12 protein-coding genes are annotated in these 17,675 nt (G+C 43.0%); 1 reads left to right on the top strand and 11 read right to left on the bottom strand.

Translation table 11 applies throughout. The features are described 5' to 3' along the window. Positions 1-278: OmpH/Skp family outer membrane protein (locus PX636_RS15275; RefSeq protein WP_502882889.1), on the bottom strand; the 278-nt coding region annotated here is incomplete at its 3' end. Positions 279-684: 406 nt separating this feature from the next. Here PX636_RS15275 and PX636_RS15270 point away from each other — a divergent pair. Continuing rightward, positions 685-1,212 carry a hypothetical protein gene (locus PX636_RS15270; RefSeq protein WP_002798966.1) on the top strand — a complete coding sequence of 176 codons (528 nt, stop codon included), beginning with the start codon at positions 685-687 and terminating at the stop codon, positions 1,210-1,212. A gap of 41 nt (positions 1,213-1,253) precedes the next feature. Here PX636_RS15270 and PX636_RS15265 read toward each other — a convergent pair whose 3' ends face one another. The 10 genes from PX636_RS15265 to PX636_RS15220 all read right to left on the bottom strand — a co-directional run. Continuing rightward, positions 1,254-2,033, bottom strand: a complete 780-nt coding sequence (locus PX636_RS15265) for a pentapeptide repeat-containing protein (RefSeq protein WP_002798965.1) — start codon at positions 2,031-2,033, stop codon at positions 1,254-1,256. A 436-nt stretch (positions 2,034-2,469) separates the two neighbouring features. Continuing rightward, complete coding sequence (locus PX636_RS15260; RefSeq protein WP_288117724.1) at positions 2,470-5,568, bottom strand: efflux RND transporter permease subunit; 3,099 nt, start codon at positions 5,566-5,568, stop codon at positions 2,470-2,472. Positions 5,569-5,610: 42 nt separating this feature from the next. Further along, positions 5,611-6,966, bottom strand: a complete 1,356-nt coding sequence (locus tag PX636_RS15255) for an efflux RND transporter periplasmic adaptor subunit (RefSeq protein ID WP_002798963.1) — start codon at positions 6,964-6,966, stop codon at positions 5,611-5,613. Positions 6,967-7,026: 60 nt separating this feature from the next. After that, positions 7,027-8,328: an MFS transporter gene (locus tag PX636_RS15250; RefSeq protein WP_002776862.1), complete on the bottom strand. Its 1,302-nt coding sequence runs from the start codon at positions 8,326-8,328 to the stop codon at positions 7,027-7,029. A 48-nt stretch (positions 8,329-8,376) separates the two neighbouring features. Beyond that, complete coding sequence (locus tag PX636_RS15245; RefSeq protein ID WP_002798962.1) at positions 8,377-10,008, bottom strand: FAD-binding oxidoreductase; 1,632 nt, start codon at positions 10,006-10,008, stop codon at positions 8,377-8,379. Positions 10,009-10,088: 80 nt separating this feature from the next. Continuing rightward, on the bottom strand, positions 10,089-10,694 hold the full coding sequence (locus PX636_RS15240) for an isoprenylcysteine carboxyl methyltransferase family protein (RefSeq protein ID WP_002731647.1): 606 nt from the start codon (positions 10,692-10,694) through the stop codon (positions 10,089-10,091). A gap of 12 nt (positions 10,695-10,706) precedes the next feature. Then, positions 10,707-11,882 carry a type III polyketide synthase gene (locus PX636_RS15235; RefSeq protein WP_002731880.1) on the bottom strand — a complete coding sequence of 392 codons (1,176 nt, stop codon included), beginning with the start codon at positions 11,880-11,882 and terminating at the stop codon, positions 10,707-10,709. A gap of 49 nt (positions 11,883-11,931) precedes the next feature. Beyond that, on the bottom strand, positions 11,932-13,251 hold the full coding sequence (locus PX636_RS15230; protein ID WP_002798961.1) for a flavin-containing monooxygenase: 1,320 nt from the start codon (positions 13,249-13,251) through the stop codon (positions 11,932-11,934). A 28-nt stretch (positions 13,252-13,279) separates the two neighbouring features. Continuing rightward, entirely contained in the window at positions 13,280-17,212 is a 3,933-nt protein-coding gene (locus PX636_RS15225; protein WP_288117723.1) for a beta-ketoacyl synthase N-terminal-like domain-containing protein, read from the bottom strand. Between the two features lie 70 nt (positions 17,213-17,282). Then, positions 17,283-17,675, bottom strand: a 393-nt coding sequence (locus tag PX636_RS15220) for an acyl carrier protein (RefSeq protein WP_288117722.1), incomplete at its 5' end; no start/stop codon positions are given.

Genomic DNA, 17,675 nt, shown 5'->3' with positions numbered 1-17,675 from the left:
TGGAGACTGTCAAATTTTTGATTAACATCTTTTTGGAGACTGTCAAATTTTTGATTAACATCTTTTTGGAGACTGTCGATTTTCTGATCCACATCTCTTTGGAGACTGTCAAATTTTTGATCCATATCTCTTTGGAGATTGTCAAATTTTTGATCCATATCTCTTTGGAGAGAGTCAATTTTCTGATTAACATCTCTTTGGAGATTGTCGATTTTACTCTCGATCCTTGTCAGGACAGATTCGAGAGAATAGGTAACGGTTTCGCTAGTTTGTGTCATAATTAAAACCCTCTGGTCGATATAGCCAAATATAATTAGGTTATGCTGAAACAGTTTTTCGTGGGGGTGGGGTGTCGGGTGTGGGGTTTTAGCCATTTTCAGGTGGTCAATTACCCAATGTTCAGGGAAAAAGTCCCGGAATTTTCCCCCCTGATCACTCCAATGACTGGCACTTTTTGATGGCAAAAAAGCCTAAAGATATTATCCAACAAAGTTTTTAGATTTATTCAGCCAGCCCTAATTATTCCCCTATTGCCTATTGCTAGGAGCCAAGGACGATTTTGCTACCGGAAAATTTTCAATTGTGGCCAGAGATCGATCGTGGTAATTTAAGAAAGCGATCGGGGAACTCTAACAGGGAAGATCCCGACCCTAGCCAGGGAGTGTCTGTTTAACCGTCTGTCCTATGTACAAGTCTATTACTGTTTTAACGCTGCTGACGGGAATTATCGCCGTTGATGTGGTTTTTGCTCAATCCACTGTTAATCTTCCCATCACAGTTAAACGGGGAGAATCCTACGAAGGATTATTGACTAGAGCATCGCAATTAGCAGAGAAAACTATCATCAGTCGTTTTAATCAACAACAGGGTCTTAATAAAATTGATTTATTGATAACGGCCGAAAAATCAGGGGCGATCGCACCTCTCCTCTCGGTGAAGGTATCCCGTCAAGATTGGTTTGGCCATCCCAATATTCAACGCTGGGCTAATGTTTTTCCCTTTGGCAAAGCTCTCCTCGGTTTTAGCTCTCCCGCACCCGTAGTCACCCCGAAAAGTCCCCCCGCTGCCGTTAATCCCACGCCATCTCCAGCACCATCTCCCAGTGCTACCACTCCTCCTCCTCCCCCTGCTTTACCCTTCGAGGATGAGCCAAATAATGCTCCCCCAATCCCCATTCCTAACCAAAGATTAACCACTCCAGCTAATCGTTAATTGATAGGAAAAGGAGGGGCTTTCGGCAGATATATTGACTTTTAAGTGGCAAAACGGGGCTGAAACCAGTCTAGGGGAAAAATATCATCTTCTTGGGCGGTTTCTGTCCAACCGGTGACGCTCTCAAAACAAGTCCCCGTCAAGTTAGCACCCCTCAAGTCCGCTCCCTGTAGATTTACCTCTTGTAAACGCGCTCCCGCTAGATTAGCACCCGCTAAATTAGCCCCGCGTAAATCACTACCCGTCAGACGTGCCTCGCTAAAATTAGCCCTTTCTAAATTGGCCCCTTGAAAGTCCACCTCTTTAAGAAAAGAGCCGCTAAAATTGGCTTCCCTTGCGGAAATCTGACGACATTTAGCGCCACTTAACCGCGCTTCCTGCAAATTAGCCCAATTGAGATTGACTTTATCTAGGTTTGCCTCCAAGAGATTAACTAAGCATAAATTCGCCCCGCATAAATTCGCCCCGCATAAATTCGCCCCCCGGAGATTAGCATGGGAAAGATCCGCCCCACTTAATCGCGAGTTACGCAGGTTTGCCTGTACCATAAAGGCCCCGGTGAGATTAGCTTTGGTTAAGTCCGCTTCCACTAATTGCGCTTGACTTAATTTGGCATAGGTTAAATTCGCCCAATTCAAACTCGCTCCCCGCAGATTTGATTTAGTCAGAAAAGAGCGACTCAAATTAGTTCCGCACAAATTGGCCGCCGCAAAATTGACAGCGATCAGAGTCACTTGTTGTAGGTCTAGACTCATCAAGTCAATGGCTAAAAAATCCCGCTCTCCTTGTTCGTAGAGTCTTAGTAACTGATTAACTTTCATCTCCCTTCTTCTACTTTAAGATGGTGGTTAAGAAGTAATCAACAAAAGCACCTAAAAACTTTGTCCGATAACTCACTCCGCTTTTAGATGAGAAATTTACGAGGGTCTCCTTTGAGTTTATGTAAAGTTTTTTATCGATTTTTTAAGGGAAGATAACCCGAACAGCAAGTTAATTTTCATCATAGTTAAGTAGCTTGGCTAAAACAGTTTGACTGGTTTTTCCAATTCTACCCCAGTCCATCGGGTAATTAGTATCTGAAACTACTCTTGTTAAAAAACTTATCTATTTTTCAAACTCGATTATATTTAACCCAGCCAATTATCCCTATTTTCTCGGATCAGGGCGGTGGAGCCGAGAGGACTTTCAGGCTATTTTTACCCAAATCAATAGAGACGTTGCCCAGCAACGTCTCTACAAAAGTGGTATTTAATCAAGCTACTCAGAAACAGACAGAGGGGAAACCTTTTGGGCTTGAGCGAGATAGTACCATCCCGACGGGACAAATACCAGTGCGCTTAAGGTGGTTCCGACCACCCCGATGGAAATACAGATAGCGAGGGGTTCCCAAAAAGCGCCGCCGTAGAGGAATAATGGCACAAATCCCGTCACGGTGGTTAAGGTAGTGGTAAGAATGTGACGGGTGGAAGCAATGACCACTTCCCGGATTGCCTTGCGTTGGCGTTGAAGATGGGGGGGTAAAGCTTGTAAAGCCGCCACCACGACAATAGAATCATTAACGGAAACCCCAACTAAGCCGATAGTGCCTAAAATCGACATGAATCCTAGGGGATATTCAAATAACCAGAGGGAAAATAAGGCTAGTCCAATTGAACTAATACCGACGACAGTAACTAGAGCAGCAAGACGGAAGGAGTTAAAAGAAAGAACAAGGGTTGATAGCATTAGAATCGCCAAGACTCCCACACTAGCAATTAGATTAGCCACAGCCGTATCTCTTTCTTCTTCCTCTCCGCCAAATTCGAGCCGATACCCTGCCGGAAGGGAAAATTTGCCCGATTCTAAGTTTTGGCGAAATTCGTCTAAAACCGTTGCAGCGATCGCATCAGCTTGAACATAGGCCTTCACCGTATTAATTCGCTTGCCATTTCGTCGAGGAATCGTGGCTAATTCGGGGAGAAAATCAAATTCTGCCACGGAGGAAAGGGAAATATTCGCCCGTTCAGCAGTGGCGGAATTACCGAGAATATTTAAAGAGGCAATTTGTGGCAGTTGCTCGCGATCGCGATTAGCGACTCTGACTCGTACGGGTAATTCTTCCGTTGCTTCTAAAATCGAGCCACCCACAGAACCTTCTAAAAGGTTATCCAATTGACTGGCGATCGCCGCATTATCCAAACCAATCAGTCGAGCTTTTTCTTCATTAATTTTTAAGGCTAATTTAGCTTGAATTTCACTTAAATCAGCAACAGAATAGGTTATTTCGGGTATTTTTGCCAGTTCTTCCCGTAGGGACTCGCCAATTTTCCTTAACATCTCCAATTCTGAGCCATAAACCCTAATTTCGATCGGGGCGCCCACCGGTGGACCCTGTTCTAGGGGGCTAACTAATACCCTAGCCATCGGTAGAGCTTGACTTAATTGTTTTTGTAAGGTTTCGATCAATTGGGGTTCATCAGAAACTTGCCGAAGTTGAATCAACGCTTGGGCAAAATTAGGAGAGTCTTTGACGCCATCGGAGAGATTATAGTAGAAGGGGGGAGCATTACGCCCTAAAAACCAGTGAACTTCCCCAATTTCTCGATGATCTAGCAGTATTTTTTCAGCTTGAGCCACTTTTACCTGAGTTACTTCTAGGGTTGTGGTGGGGGCCAGTTCGATTTCTAGGGTTAACTGATCTCGTTCTGCCGGGGGAAAGAATTCTTCTGGGAGAGTGCCAGCGACAACAAAGCCAGTAATTGGGATAATCAAGCCAATAACCAGACCTAATACGGGAAAATAGAGAATTAACTTCAAAATTTGGCGATACAAACCCGTTAGGAGCGGTAAATTAATTCCCGTATCCCACCAATGGGTTTTTGTCTGGTGCGAGCGATGAGTCAGTTGATATAAACGTAAACTGAGGACAGGAATAATCGTTAGGGACAAAATTAGAGAACTAACCAAGGCTAAGATCACTGTTTGGGCGATAGTACGCACGAATTCGCCAGTGCCTCCTTGCAAAAGAGCGATCGGCATAAAAGACAAAATCGTGGTTAGGGTAGAAGCTAAGAGGGGAATCCCTAACTGTTTAACGGTTTCAGCAACAATATGTTGGTGAGCTATTCCCGTCCGTAGTCCTTTTTGCAGTTCATCGACAATTACAATAGCGTTATCGATCAAAAGTCCCAAAGCAATGACAATTCCTGTCACCGACATTTGATGTAGGGGAATTTGCCAGAGATTCATACCGGCAAAGACCATCAGGATCGATAAAGGCAGGGATACACTTACTACCAAGGCGGACTGCCATCCCATCATCACAAAAGCTGTCCCCATGACACAGAGTAACCCTAGGATCATGTTGCTGAATAATCCATCGAGTCGGTTAGCCACATAACGATTTTGGGCAAAAATTATCTTGAGGCTCACACCTTGGGGGAGAGAAGGGCGAAACAGGTCTAACTTGGCCTGGGCTGCCGTTGTCCATTCGTCTATGCGTTGCCCCGATTCCATCATAGCGGCCACCACAATAGCGGGTTTACCGTTAATAATGGTTAGTTCTGGTGGTGGTTCTTGAATTCCCTTGGTAACTAGAGCGATATCTCCTAAACGGGTAAATTGTCCCTCATTACTGTAACGAATCGGAATTGCTCGAATCCGAGAGAGTGATTCTAAACTGGTATCGACTTCCAATAATAAATTATTGCGATTACTGCGAAGTTGTCCGGCGGCGACCTTGGCATCACTGGTTTGAATTTGTTGGGCAACTTCGACGGCGGTTAGGCCCAGGGAGGATAATTTCACCGGATCGATTTCGACTAAAATTTCCTCGGCCGGAACCCCGACTAACTCGACCCTTTCGGTTCCCCAAAGGGCTTCTAATTCATCGAACAGTTCTTGGCCAAGTCGGCGTAAAATAGCGTAATTAGGAGCGGTATCTAGATCCCAAAGGATGGCAGTCAATAAACTAAAGGCTTTACTATATCCTTCTTCGTATAAGGGTCTTTGGGCTTCTGGGGGTAGTTCCGGGATGACATCGGTAATCCGATCGCGAATGCGTGACCAGACGGGATCCACATCAGTCACTTCATCTTTAAGTTCAATATTGACCGTGGAACGCCCTAATTCTGAGGAGGACTCAATCAGGCTAATTTCTTTGATGCTAGAGAGAGATTGTTCAATTTTTTCGGTCACTAGGGATTCGACCCGATAAGGACTGGCACCGGGTAAATTGGTGGTAATGGTGGCACCTCGATTAATTGTTTCGGGATCTTCCATGCGCGGCAAAATTTGAAAGGAAGACAATCCCCAGACAATAATCAGAATTAAGGTCAGAATTAGTAATCTAGGTTTACGTTCAAATAAGTTATTCATTGGAGATTATTAGGGATAATAAAGCTGATTAATGACCACTGACTACCAAATTTCCACCATTTGCCCGGGTACGATGCGGTGAACCCCTTCGACGATCACTCGATCACCGGAGGTGAGAGTCCCGCGCACCAACAAGCGATCGCCTTGAATCGCTAGAACTTCTAAATCTTGGCGTTTGACGGTAAATTGTCGAGGATTATCGGGATTAGCTTCTCCTAGAACATAGGAAGACCATAATCCTCTCGTGCCTTGTACTAAAGCTTCTGTGGGCAACCAATAGCCCGATTGTGGAACCGATTGAGATAATTCTAGGCTGACCACTTGCCCCGGAATCAGGCCCTGAGTCTGATTTAAACTTAAAATAACCGTGGCGGTACGGGTAGTCGGATCGATTTGGGGCAAGGTTGAAGTGACTTGTCCTGTTAATATTTTGTTACCAATTTTTAAACGATGTTTACTGCCAATTGGTAAGTTTTCGGACTGGTCAATGGGAACCCCTATACGCGCTTCCAGTTTATTACTTTCCACTAAACGAACGATCGGATTACTTGCAGAAACAACAGTGCCAATATTGACGTGAAGGAGGGCAATAGTGCCATCGTAGGGGGCTTGAAGTTGGCTTTTCTCAATCTCTAATTTAATATTCTTCAGTTGGGCATCAAATTGGTCAATAACGGCTTTTTGCAGAGAAATCAATTCGGGACGAGTACCAGCTTTGAGTTCATCTAATTGACTTTGGGCTTCATCAATTCTCGCTTGTTGTGCATTAACATCTGTTTGCACTTCTTCGAGTTGTTCTCTAGTAATTGCCCCTTCTTGATACAATCCTAGCCGTCTTTGGTATTTAGATTGGGCTAAAGCTAATTGTTCCCTGAGATCGCGGACTTTTGCTTGGGCTGCGGCGATACTTTCTTTCCTGGAACCAGCTTGTAATTCTTGCAGTTTAGCCGTAGCTTGCGATCGCTGGGCGATGAGTTCTTGTTTTTGTGCTTCTAAATTGCGTGTATCTAGAGTAGCAATTAAAGTACCTCTGCGTACCTCTTGACCCTCTTGAACCAATAAACTAATTAATTGTCCCGAACGCTCAAATCCTAGTTCACTTGTCCGTTTAGCCACAATATTACCGGTATAACGGCGCGGTTCTTGGTGATGGGTGACAGGACTTAAAGTTAAGGTTCGCACCGGTAAGGCTGCCGTCTTGCTCTTATCGATTGCTAACGAAGCGGTTTCTTTTGAGGTGGTGGATTCAGAGGTGTCTTCTAAGAGGACATTACGCAGGGTAGGATAGGCAAAAACCGAGGTAGCCGCTAGGATACCAGTAATAATTAATCGCCAGGGCAATCGCAGTTTTTTGATAGCAGTTTCTTGCTGCTTAGTGACGGGATTGGGGGAAGTCATAATCTAGTTCCAAATGAGTAGGGTTTAGTCAAGAGTAATAACAGATTAGCGAGGAAAGAACTATTTTTTGATGGCATAAGGCCGTAGGACAAAAGCCGCTGCTAGGGATAATATACCGGCGGACAAAAAGGCAATTTGTACCCCCCAGGGGTTATCAGGAGTTTTCCCGAAAGAAAGGATTAATCCTGTTAGAAAAGACCCCGCACCTTGGCTAAATTGAATTAGTAGCCCCCTAGTTCCAAAAAATATTGCTTCTCGTCCCATTCCCTGTTGCTCCGCATCTTGATCGATAATGTCCGATAACATGGCATTCGGCAGACTAAAAAAGCTGGCTAGGGCTAAATTAGCGATGATCGAAAGGATTAACCAGGGAATCAAAGAATCTTGCCACCAAAAACGACCACAGGCCATGGCAATCATACCCAGACCAACCCAGATTAAAGAACCTTGAAAAACCAGTTTTTTGCCATATTTTCGCGCTAAGGGTAGAACTAGGGTAAATCCAGCCAAGGCACTACCGACGATAATAGTATTAATCACGGCGGCAAAACTTACCTCTCGTTTGAGGAGAGCAATTACTAAAAAAGTCGGAATCACCGAGATAATACTAATCACCATCCACGCCAAAATCATGGTGATCATATAGATACAAAAAGTCCGATTGGTAAAAGCCGCCGTTAAGGTGGTTTTAAAGTTAGGATATTTCCCCTTAGAAGGACTATATTCTTCTTTTTCTAGCAAGGGCATAGCTAGAGTAATTAGCCCAATAAGACTAATAGCAATACCCATTCCCTGAAAGCCATAGCTATCAGTTAACCAAGGGGCAATAATCCCACCAATGGTGGCACCAACTAAACCAAAAATTCCGATTTGAGTTGATAATTTAACCCTTCCTTCTGGGCTTTTAGCGAGAGTGGGCAACCAGGCTAAATAGGGAACATGATAGGATGCCATACCCACATAAAACACCCAAAGCATGGTGACTAAATAAATGAAGTAAGTGGTTTGATTTAAGTTATTAGGGGGATTAAACAACAGGATAAAACCACCAATTAAAGGGACTAAACTGGCCAGTATAAATGGTCTTCTTTTGCCCCAAGGACTCCAAAAGCGATCGGAAAAATAACCGACTACTGGCTGCACAAAAGCCCCAGCAATACGGCTAATCATTATCGCTATCCCCACTAAAGCAGAGGGCAATAAAATGGACAAGTTATAGTCATTGGGAATGCCCGGGTCGTAGCGATAAATTAGCATGGTTAGAAGGGCATTGTTAACGATAAAGTTACCAAACCAACCGGTGATATAAGGAAGATAATCTATTCGGAGATGTTGCCATTTGCTAGAAGTGCTAGAAGTCATTAGAATTGGGGGAGAGATGGGTAGTTAGCAGTAGATTGTTAGGCTTATTTAAAGAAATTCGTAGCGACCGGGTGAGAGAATGTGATTGGGATCCAAGCTGTCTTTAATTTTCTGGATTAAGCAACTATAATCGTCTTGGGCTACGGGTAAACTATTCATAGAGTGGGTACTAAGACGGTAGGGATAATAGCCTTGATTGATCAATTCTGCCAACATTTCATCGTGACAATTTAAGGCTTTTTGGTCTTCTCCTTCTAGCAATCGATCATAAAAAATGGCAGCATTGATGTTGATATTGCGCTCGGTAACACAGTTAATGCCGATATTAGGTTCATAACCATATTTTTGAGCGATGCTGCTGATAATATTGAGAGCATTTCTGAGATGATTTCCCAGAAAAGGAACAGCGGGAACACACCAAATCATGCCACAGGCATCCAGGTCTAAATTCAACCTATCGGTGGGGGGCGTTTTTTTGCGCCAATAGGCCATCTTCAGCACTTTTTCGGTAATCATTCCTCGTTGGGGATTTTTGTGATAAATTAAATCCACCTTGTCCTTAATTTCCACACCAGTAAATACTTTAAAAATGGGACTCATTTTGCTGGCCATTTTGAACTTATTTTCATCAAAAAACATAAGTTTATTGACAATTCCTTTCAAGGCTTTTTCAATTAGGTTTCTTTCGACTTTTCCCTGTTCTGGTGAAGCCGAATATAAAGCGCCTTCTCCTATCCAAACACCGCCGCCCCATTGATGACTTAATTGTTCTAACAAATCGGGGGGTAAAGGAGTTTTTTCTTGGCATTCCTGCCAGGGATATTGTTGTTGAATGGACAACATTCGGTAGTTATTATTAATGTGGAAGGTCGTTTTAATTACCCCTGCCATTTTCAGTTGACGTAGTTTATCGATCAATAACTCTAATTTATTTTCTTGATCGATGCTATAGAAAAAAGCCTGAAAATATTCAGGATAGGGGGTTAACCAAAAAGTCATTTTGGTGACGATTCCTAGGTTAGATTGGGTAAAAATTCCATCAAAATAAGGACCGACTCCCCAACGATTGACCGCCCCTATTTGGGAGTTTTCAAAGCGATTAAATCCCGTATGAACACATTCACCTGTGGGCAAAACTACTTCCATTCCACAGACATGATTAAAGCGATCTCCCAAAGGTCCTTTGGCTTCACCTCGTTCGAGAATATTGCCAATAATACTAGAATCAGGAGTCGAACCGGTGACACTCATTAATAATTTATTGCCATTTTTCTGCAAAAAATCGTAGAGTTGTCGCTGAGTAACACCCGCTTCAATAGTTACATAAGCTAGGGTTTCATTATAATCCAAAATCTGATTTAATCGACTCAAATCCATTAAAACCGAACCGGTGCGGCTAGGAACTCGCGAACCATAACCCCAATTTTTACCCGTACTAATAGGATAGACAGGGGTTTGATAGCGATTAGCAATTTTTAGAGATTCTTGGACTTCTTGACGATTACCTGGGCGAATAATTGCCGGGATTTTAGCATGGGTTTCGTAGGTAGCGGTCTCGGCTTCTAGGCGTTTTTTGTTATCGGTGCTGACATATTCGGAGCCTAATAAATTTTCCCATTCCTGTAGAGCGTTAGTTAAATTGTCGCTAATAATATTTTCGGAAACAATTAGAGAGTCCATAGTATTTTTTTTCTCCTTGAAATTCAGGTATGAAGGGTAATTAAAGGGCCGTAGGGAACCGGCCCTGCTATCCGTGGCAATTAACTTTTAAGCGGTTGCTGTTTGCGAGAGAAAATTGCGCTAAAACTAGGAATAAAACGGGGAGTATTGGCGAAAACTGCTTGATAATTGGTGTCTTGACTCAAAGCTTCTTCTTCAGCCGGAATGCGTTGGATTAATAACCAAGCATTCAGGAGACTAAAGACTATAGATGTCAGATAAGCGGTATGAAACAGGGGAACCACCGCTAATTCCGTGATCATGGCCCACCAGTTAGGATGACGGATATATTGATAAATGCCATTGTCGATCACGGGTGTCTGAGGAACCGTGACCACCTGATGAATCCAGCGATCGCCCAAGGCTTCAATGGAGGCATAGCGGAGCTTTTGAGCTAAAAAAGTAGTAATTAGGGAAAATAAAGCCAATGCTGGAATAAAAGGTCGATCGAGCAGATAAACTTCCCCGATCATGCAAAGCATCCAGCTAGATTGGAAAATCTTGACGAATCCCACATAATTAGAACTATGCAGTTTGCCACCTTCCGCTAAGACTTTGGCCATATTCTGTTTACTCAGACGAGTAACGCGCACTCGTTGGACAATAATGTAACTAATCAGGGCAATGAAAACTATTTGGCTTAACATCCTTAAATATCCTTAGAATTGAACTAAAATGGCTTCTTGAGCAAATCCAGGCCCCATGGAAATTATTAATCCGTAGGAACCCGTGGGAGGATGGGGACGGGAAAGGGTTTCATCGAGAATGCAGAGGATAGTAGCAGAGGCAATATTGCCAATTTCTGCCAAAATATCCCAACTAACCTGTAAAACATCTGGTTCTAACTGAAATTCTTCAACTATTGCATCGAGAATCTTTGGACCCCCCGGATGCACCATCCAACAGACAATTTCCTCGAGGGAAACTCCTGTTTTTTCCAGTAAAGATGTCACCGCTTTTCTCACCCCACCCTTGACGTAATCAGAGACTTCTGGGCGAAGAATTTGGCGAAAACCGTAGTCTGTTAAAGGTAATGCCATTAAATGCTCTGTGTGGGGCATTAACAGCGATTGAGTGCCGATAATCTTCAGTTTTGCTTTACCTTGCTTGACTAAGGGATGTTCATCTCCCGCTAAGAGAACCGTGCCGACTCCATCGCCAAATAAAGCCGCTACCACAAGGGTCATAATGATATTGCTATATTGAGACGGATCTTCGGGTAATTGTCCCAATAATTCCGTTAAATCGCTATGAATTGACCCTTGCCAAAGGCCAGAGGAGGGATCGGTGGTAAACAAAATCGCTGCTTCGGTGGGATGTCCTTGCAGATAATCGTTTACTCTGGCTAATCCTTGGGCGCCTCCCAAACAGCCGACACCGGATAACGCTTGCCGCTTGATATCGAGGGAAAAATCTAGACGATTGAGGAGTAAACTTTCTAGGGAAGGAACGGAAGGAAGAACAGTAACGGAAGTAACTAGGGAGATTTCTTTGGGAGAAAGAGCGGCTTTTTTGAGCAAATTAGTTACTGTCGATGTTACTAAATCCATAGTTAGATCGACCATTTGACGAAAGGGTTGGGCGATTCCAGGAGGATTATCGGCATCGAATTCATCTAGGGGAATAGTGAAGTATCGCCCTTGAATTTTGACATTACTGAAAAAACGATGAATTTGTTCTAAATCAAAAAAGGTTTGTTCCTGGAAGTCGAGTTGATTTTCTCGGCAATAATCTTGAAGAAGATTAGCACAATGATTTCTGATATTGACTTCTAGAACTTCTTGGGGATAGTAATGTTCTGGAAAACCAGTAGCTGTCTCAATAATGTAGGGCATTGGAGTTAAGAGAGAGGGATTTCAGGGGGGGAGAATTATGGTGGGAGATTTAAGCCAGTAATCGGCGAGCTAATCCTTGGGCTTGGCGTATATAACCCAATTTGTCAATCACTAAGGAGTGAGTACCGCTATGGTGTTTATTGTCGGCGCTTAAATTGGCACTAATTTGACGTTTTAGCTTTTCAAATTTATAGACAAACCGGGATTTTTTATCCTGAGCTTGTAGATAAGCGGCCACTAAATTACTTTGTTCTTCAAATACTCGCCAGTGGGTGCCAGTGGGATGAACCATTCCGATGACAAACAGGTTATTTTCCTCTGGGTGAAAAACATTCATATAGAGGTTGGGCTGGGTGGTTCCTTCTTGCCAATTTAAATCTGATTTGTCAATAAAAGAAAATTCAATTTTGTAACCAGTGGCGTAGATAATCAGATCAATTTCTTCTGTACTGCCATCGGCAAAAATAACATTCTTTCCGTCTAATTCTTGGATATTAGGCTTATGGGTGACATCTCCATGCACATAATAACGATAGATTTGTTGGTCACTGTTGGGAATAATTAGACCGTTACTTTTACAATCTGTAGGAATATTGAGTTTTTTGAGATTAACTCCTTGTAAGAATAGAGCTATTGGTGATAATAAAGCCATCATTTTCATGTGTTCTTGGGCTGGAATTAGATTCATGATTGGCGTGTTAATCATCACCCATTCTGGGGGCAAACCGAACAAAAATTTCGGCATACAGAGAAAGCCACGGCGGGTACTATGGAAAGTTTTACTACCATTAATAGCCGCTTCGACGACTAAATCCATGGCTGATTGTCCCGCTCCAACTACCAGGACTTTTTTAGCATTTAGTTGAGCGGGATTATCATAATCTTTTGAATGGATAATTTCCCCGTCAAAATGCCCAGAAAATTGAGGAATATTCGGTTTACTATGATAACCACTAGCGATTAAAACCCCTCGGTATCGTCTGGTTTCTTGGTTGCTAAGGGTGACATCCCAAAAGTTACCCGCTTTTTTTACTTTCTCCACGCTGAGATTAAATTCCATGAAATCATAGAGATTGAAATGAGCGGCATAATTGCGAAGATATTCATAGACTAACCGATGATTGGGATAATCTGGGTAATCTTTTGGCATGGGAAAATCGGAAAAAGGTTGTGTGGTTTTATGGCCAATTAGATGCGTATTTTTATACATTGGACTATCGGGACGGTCATAAATCCAAATACCCCCAACATCCTGAGCAGATTCGATAACATTAAAGGGAATTTTGGCTTTGCTTAAGGCTCTAGCCGCCGCTAATCCTGCGGCACCAGCCCCAATAATACAGTATTGCTCTTTGTAATCTAAAGTCATGATTTTTCTCCCTTGAATAATTGGTTGATTAGGCAGTCATTTGTTCAGGAAACTCTCGTAAACTTTGGCAAATTATTTTCATAATTTTCTCCGTATGTTGATTGATAAAGAAATGTCCTCCCGGTAAGGTATGCAGGACAAAATCTTGATTGGTTTGCAGTTGCCATTGTTGTAATTGATCGGCAGAAACCTTGGCATCGTTGTGGCCTCCAAAAACGGTAATAGGACAATTTAAGGGTTGACCTTGTTGATAAGAATAAGTCTCTAGGAGTTTGAAATCTGCTCGTAAAATTGGCAAAAAAGCCGCCATTAAATCGGGATTTTTGAGGAGAGTTTCTGGGGTTCCTTGAAAATGACCTAAAGCTGTTAAAAATTGCTCATCTCCCAGACGATGAATGGGTAAATCAGGATTGACAATTTGAGGCGCTCGAAATCCAGACATAAATAAATGTTGGGGTAGATTTTGCCGAGTTTTAGCCAATTCTCTGGTTAATTCAAAACTGATTAAAGAACCCATGCTATGACCAAAAAAAGCATAAGGTTGGTCTAAATAGGGAGTCAGAATCGGAATGAGACGATTAATCAGGGATTTTAGCGATGTAATCGCAGTTTCCTGAAGACGCGTTTCGCGTCCGGGTAGTTGAATCGCCCACAATTCCACTTGCTTGGGGCAGTAATTCAGCCAATTTTGGAATAGGGAGGCACCCCCACCGGCGTAGGGAAAACAAAATAGACGAATGCTGGCGTTAGGATTAGCTTGTTTGCGAATTAGCCAAAGTTTCGGATCATTAGAGATATTTTCGGCTTTAGTCGTCTTGATTGGTTTTTTCTGTTTTGAGGGGAGAGGAGTTTTGTGGCTAGTTGCAGGTTGGGAGTTTTGGGTGATTAAGTTGAATATTTGCGGTAAAAACTGCTCAATACTCAATCCCGCTAGGTATTCCACGGGAACAATAATTTTTAAATCCTCCTCTAGTTGACGTCGTAATTGACTGGACATGAGAGAATCTAAGCCTAAACTAGAGAGCGGTTGCTTGCTATGTAGCTTGACCACGGATAAACCAGTAATCTGTTCTAAAACACCGATAATGTAGGTTTCTAGTTGTTTAAGCTGTTTCTCTGCGGGTGTGGCCAAAAGAGAGTCAAGGGTAATTAGATGACCAGAAGATGATGCGGTGGTGGTTTTGACAACTTCTGGCGGTTGCGGCGGTGTTTCTAGGAGATATTTCGACAATTTAGGCAATAATTGCGCTTCTTCTGGGGTCAAGTCGCCTGTTTTTAGCCAATAACTACTTCTTTCAAAGGTGTAGGTCGGTAAGATACAGGGTTTACTGTCTTGATTGGCCGTTATCTCTTGCCAATTCAGGGCGAATCCCCGCAGATAAAGCTGACTGACACTCTCGAGGATCTGTTGTCGGTCAGAGGTTTGACGACGCAAACTGGGCAACCAAAGACAAGAATAATTTTTATCCAGTAGGCTGCCCATGCCCGATAAAACGGGATGGGAGCCGCATTCGACAAATAGCTCATAACCGTTGTCCAGTAAGGTTTTTATCCCATCGGCAAAGCGAACAGAACACCGGAGATGACGACACCAATAATCGGGAGTAGTGACCTCAAAATTGACTAACTTGCCATTAAGGTTAGAAATTAAGGCTCGTTGAGGGGGATGATAGGTGATAGTTTCAGCAATTTGTCGGAACTCGTCTAAAATCTCCTCCATCAGAGGGGAATGAAAGGCTTGAGAGACATTTAACCGGGTAATTTTCAGATTTTTGACCTGAAGCTGTTTTACCAGGGTTTCTATGGTCTCTGCAGCACCAGACAGGACAATATTATCCTGACCATTAATAGCGGCAATAGCGACCTGAGATTGATAAGGGGCAATTAAGGGACTAATTTCAGCTTCACTAGCCGAGATAACGACCATTGAACCACTTTTTCCCACAGAATCCATCAATTTAGCCCGATAGAAGACTAATTTTAAGGCATCTTCTAAACTAAAGACTCCAGCAACACAGGCGGCCACATATTCCCCTAAACTATGACCCATAACCCCATGGGGGGTAATTCCCCAGGATTCCCAGAGTTTAAAAAGGGCGTATTCGAGAGCAAATAGGGCAGGTTGGCTGTAAAAAGTTTGATTGAGATGATTTTCTTGGTCAATAATCTCCGTTAGGCAATAGTCCCCATATTGACGGAGAATCTCAGCACAGCGATCGAGTGTTTGACGAAATAGAGGATAACATTGGTATAGTTCCCTTCCCATACCGGGGTATTGAGAACCCTGTCCTGGAAAGAGAAAGGCAATTTTTGCCCGATTTTTGCCATTAAATTCACTTTTTTGGCGAAAAGAACTCGGTTCACCTTGAACGAAAGCGGTTAATTTTTCTTGAAGTTGGCAGTGACTAGAGACAATACAGGTGAAACGATGGGGTAATTGGGAGCGACTGCGATTGCTAGTGGCACAAATGGAGCTTAAAGCAATATTTTTCGCATTTTCTAGGTAATTTGCGTATTTTTGGGCTAGTTTGATTAAAGCCGATTCGGTCTTGGCTGAGAGGGTGAACAGATAGGGCGATGAATCAGGTGCCGCAGTCGTTTGAGGTTCGTAAGGGTATTCTTCGAGAATAATATGGGCATTAGTGCCATTTAAGCCAAAAGAACTAACTCCAGCTAAACGAGAAGAATTTTCACTAACCCATTCACGGTTTTTAGTCGGAACTTTCAGCGGCTGATTTTCCCAGTCTAGATGGGGTGTCGGTTGCTGGAAGTGGAGATGGGGGGCAATTTGTCGATGTTGCAAGCATAAAATCACTTTCATCAGTCCGGCAATACCAGCGGCCGCTTCTAGATGGCCGATATTGGTTTTGACGGAACCAACCCAAACCGGTTGGGGATTTTTAGCAAAAACTGTCGATAATGCACCTAATTCAATGGGATCGCCTAAAGAAGTGCCAGTTCCATGGGCTTCAATATAGCTAATGTCCTCTGGCTTTACCTGAGCATTTTTTAAAGCTTGACGAATCAATTGTTCTTGACTAAGTTGATTGGGAACTGTTAAACCGCTACTCGTACCACCATGGTTAACGGCCGAACCTTTAATTAGTCCTAAAATCAAGTTATTATCCCGAATAGCCGCAGATAAAGACTTTAAAACTATAATACCGCCGCCTTCTCCCCGCACATAGCCATTCGCTGTTCTATCAAAGGTTTTACAACGACCGTCAGGAGACAACATCTGGGCGCGGGATTCCATGATAGTAACGAAGGGGGTTAACATGAGGTTGACCCCCCCAGCTAGGGCAACTTCACACTCGTTATTGCGTAAACTTTGGCAAGCTAAATGAACAGCGACTAAAGAGGAGGCACAAGCAGTATCAACCGTTAAAGTTGGGCCATGAAATCCAAAAAGATAGGATAAACGTCCCGAAGCTACACTTTTAGCATTTCCCGTTCCCGTATAGGCATCAATCAGATCGGGATGATGGCTAAAATGGGAGTAATCTTGAGTCATCATGCCGATAAATACCCCCGTTTGACTTCCTCGCCGATTTAAGGGTGATATTCCCGCATTTTCCAGAGCTTCCCAGGCTAGTTCCAGCAGTAATCGCTGTTGCGGATCCATTTGTGCCACCTCCCGGGGAGAAAGACCAAAAAAATCAGCGTCAAATTGATCTATCGGTTGATTTAAGAAGCCACCGTGACGGGTATAGACTTTTCCCCTTGCATCGGGCTTAGGATCGTAATAATTGTCAATATTCCAGCGCTGCGGCGGAATTTCGCTGATGGCATCGGTTCCTGATTGCAATAATTCCCAAAAAGTTTCCGGTGAATTAGCTCCCTGGGGAAAGCGACAGGACATACCAATAATTGCAATTGGTTCATTCTTAGCTTTTTCTAGGGTATGTAGCTTAGTTTTTAAGACCTTAATTTGATTTAAGGCATCTTTTATTAAGCTCATTTGATCAGTTTTGGCAGGTATTTGTGTCATGGTAAACAGGTTATTTAGATAGGGTTTGAGGTCTGCTTTTCTAACCTAAGGAATTTAATTCCTGTAGCAGTAAATCGGACAATTCTTCTAGGGATAAGTCTTCTTCGTTGAGGGGATCAATATTGCTATCTTGATTTGCTCCTATTGCTAAGGGTTTTAAACTAAAGTCAAGGTCAATAACTTCAGTTACCAGATAATCGACCAAACTGGTCACTGTTGGGTATTTAAAAGTGATAGTTGCCGCCAGAGATTTACCTAAATCCTTGGCTAAACGATTGCGTAATTCCACCGTCATTAAAGAATCCATTCCCAACTCAAAAAAACCTTGGTCAACTTTGGTAAATTCTCTAGCCGGAATACCGAGAATTTCCGCTACAATCCCTTGAACATGAGCAGTCAAAGCCGCAAAACGCTCCTCAATTGGTACTGTAAT

This window comes from Microcystis sp. M53598_WE2 (assembly GCF_030067735.1).
Classification (GTDB): domain Bacteria; phylum Cyanobacteriota; class Cyanobacteriia; order Cyanobacteriales; family Microcystaceae; genus Microcystis; species Microcystis aeruginosa.
The sequence above is the reverse complement of the archived record's forward strand: the minus strand, read 5'-3'. Positions and strand labels throughout refer to the sequence as shown.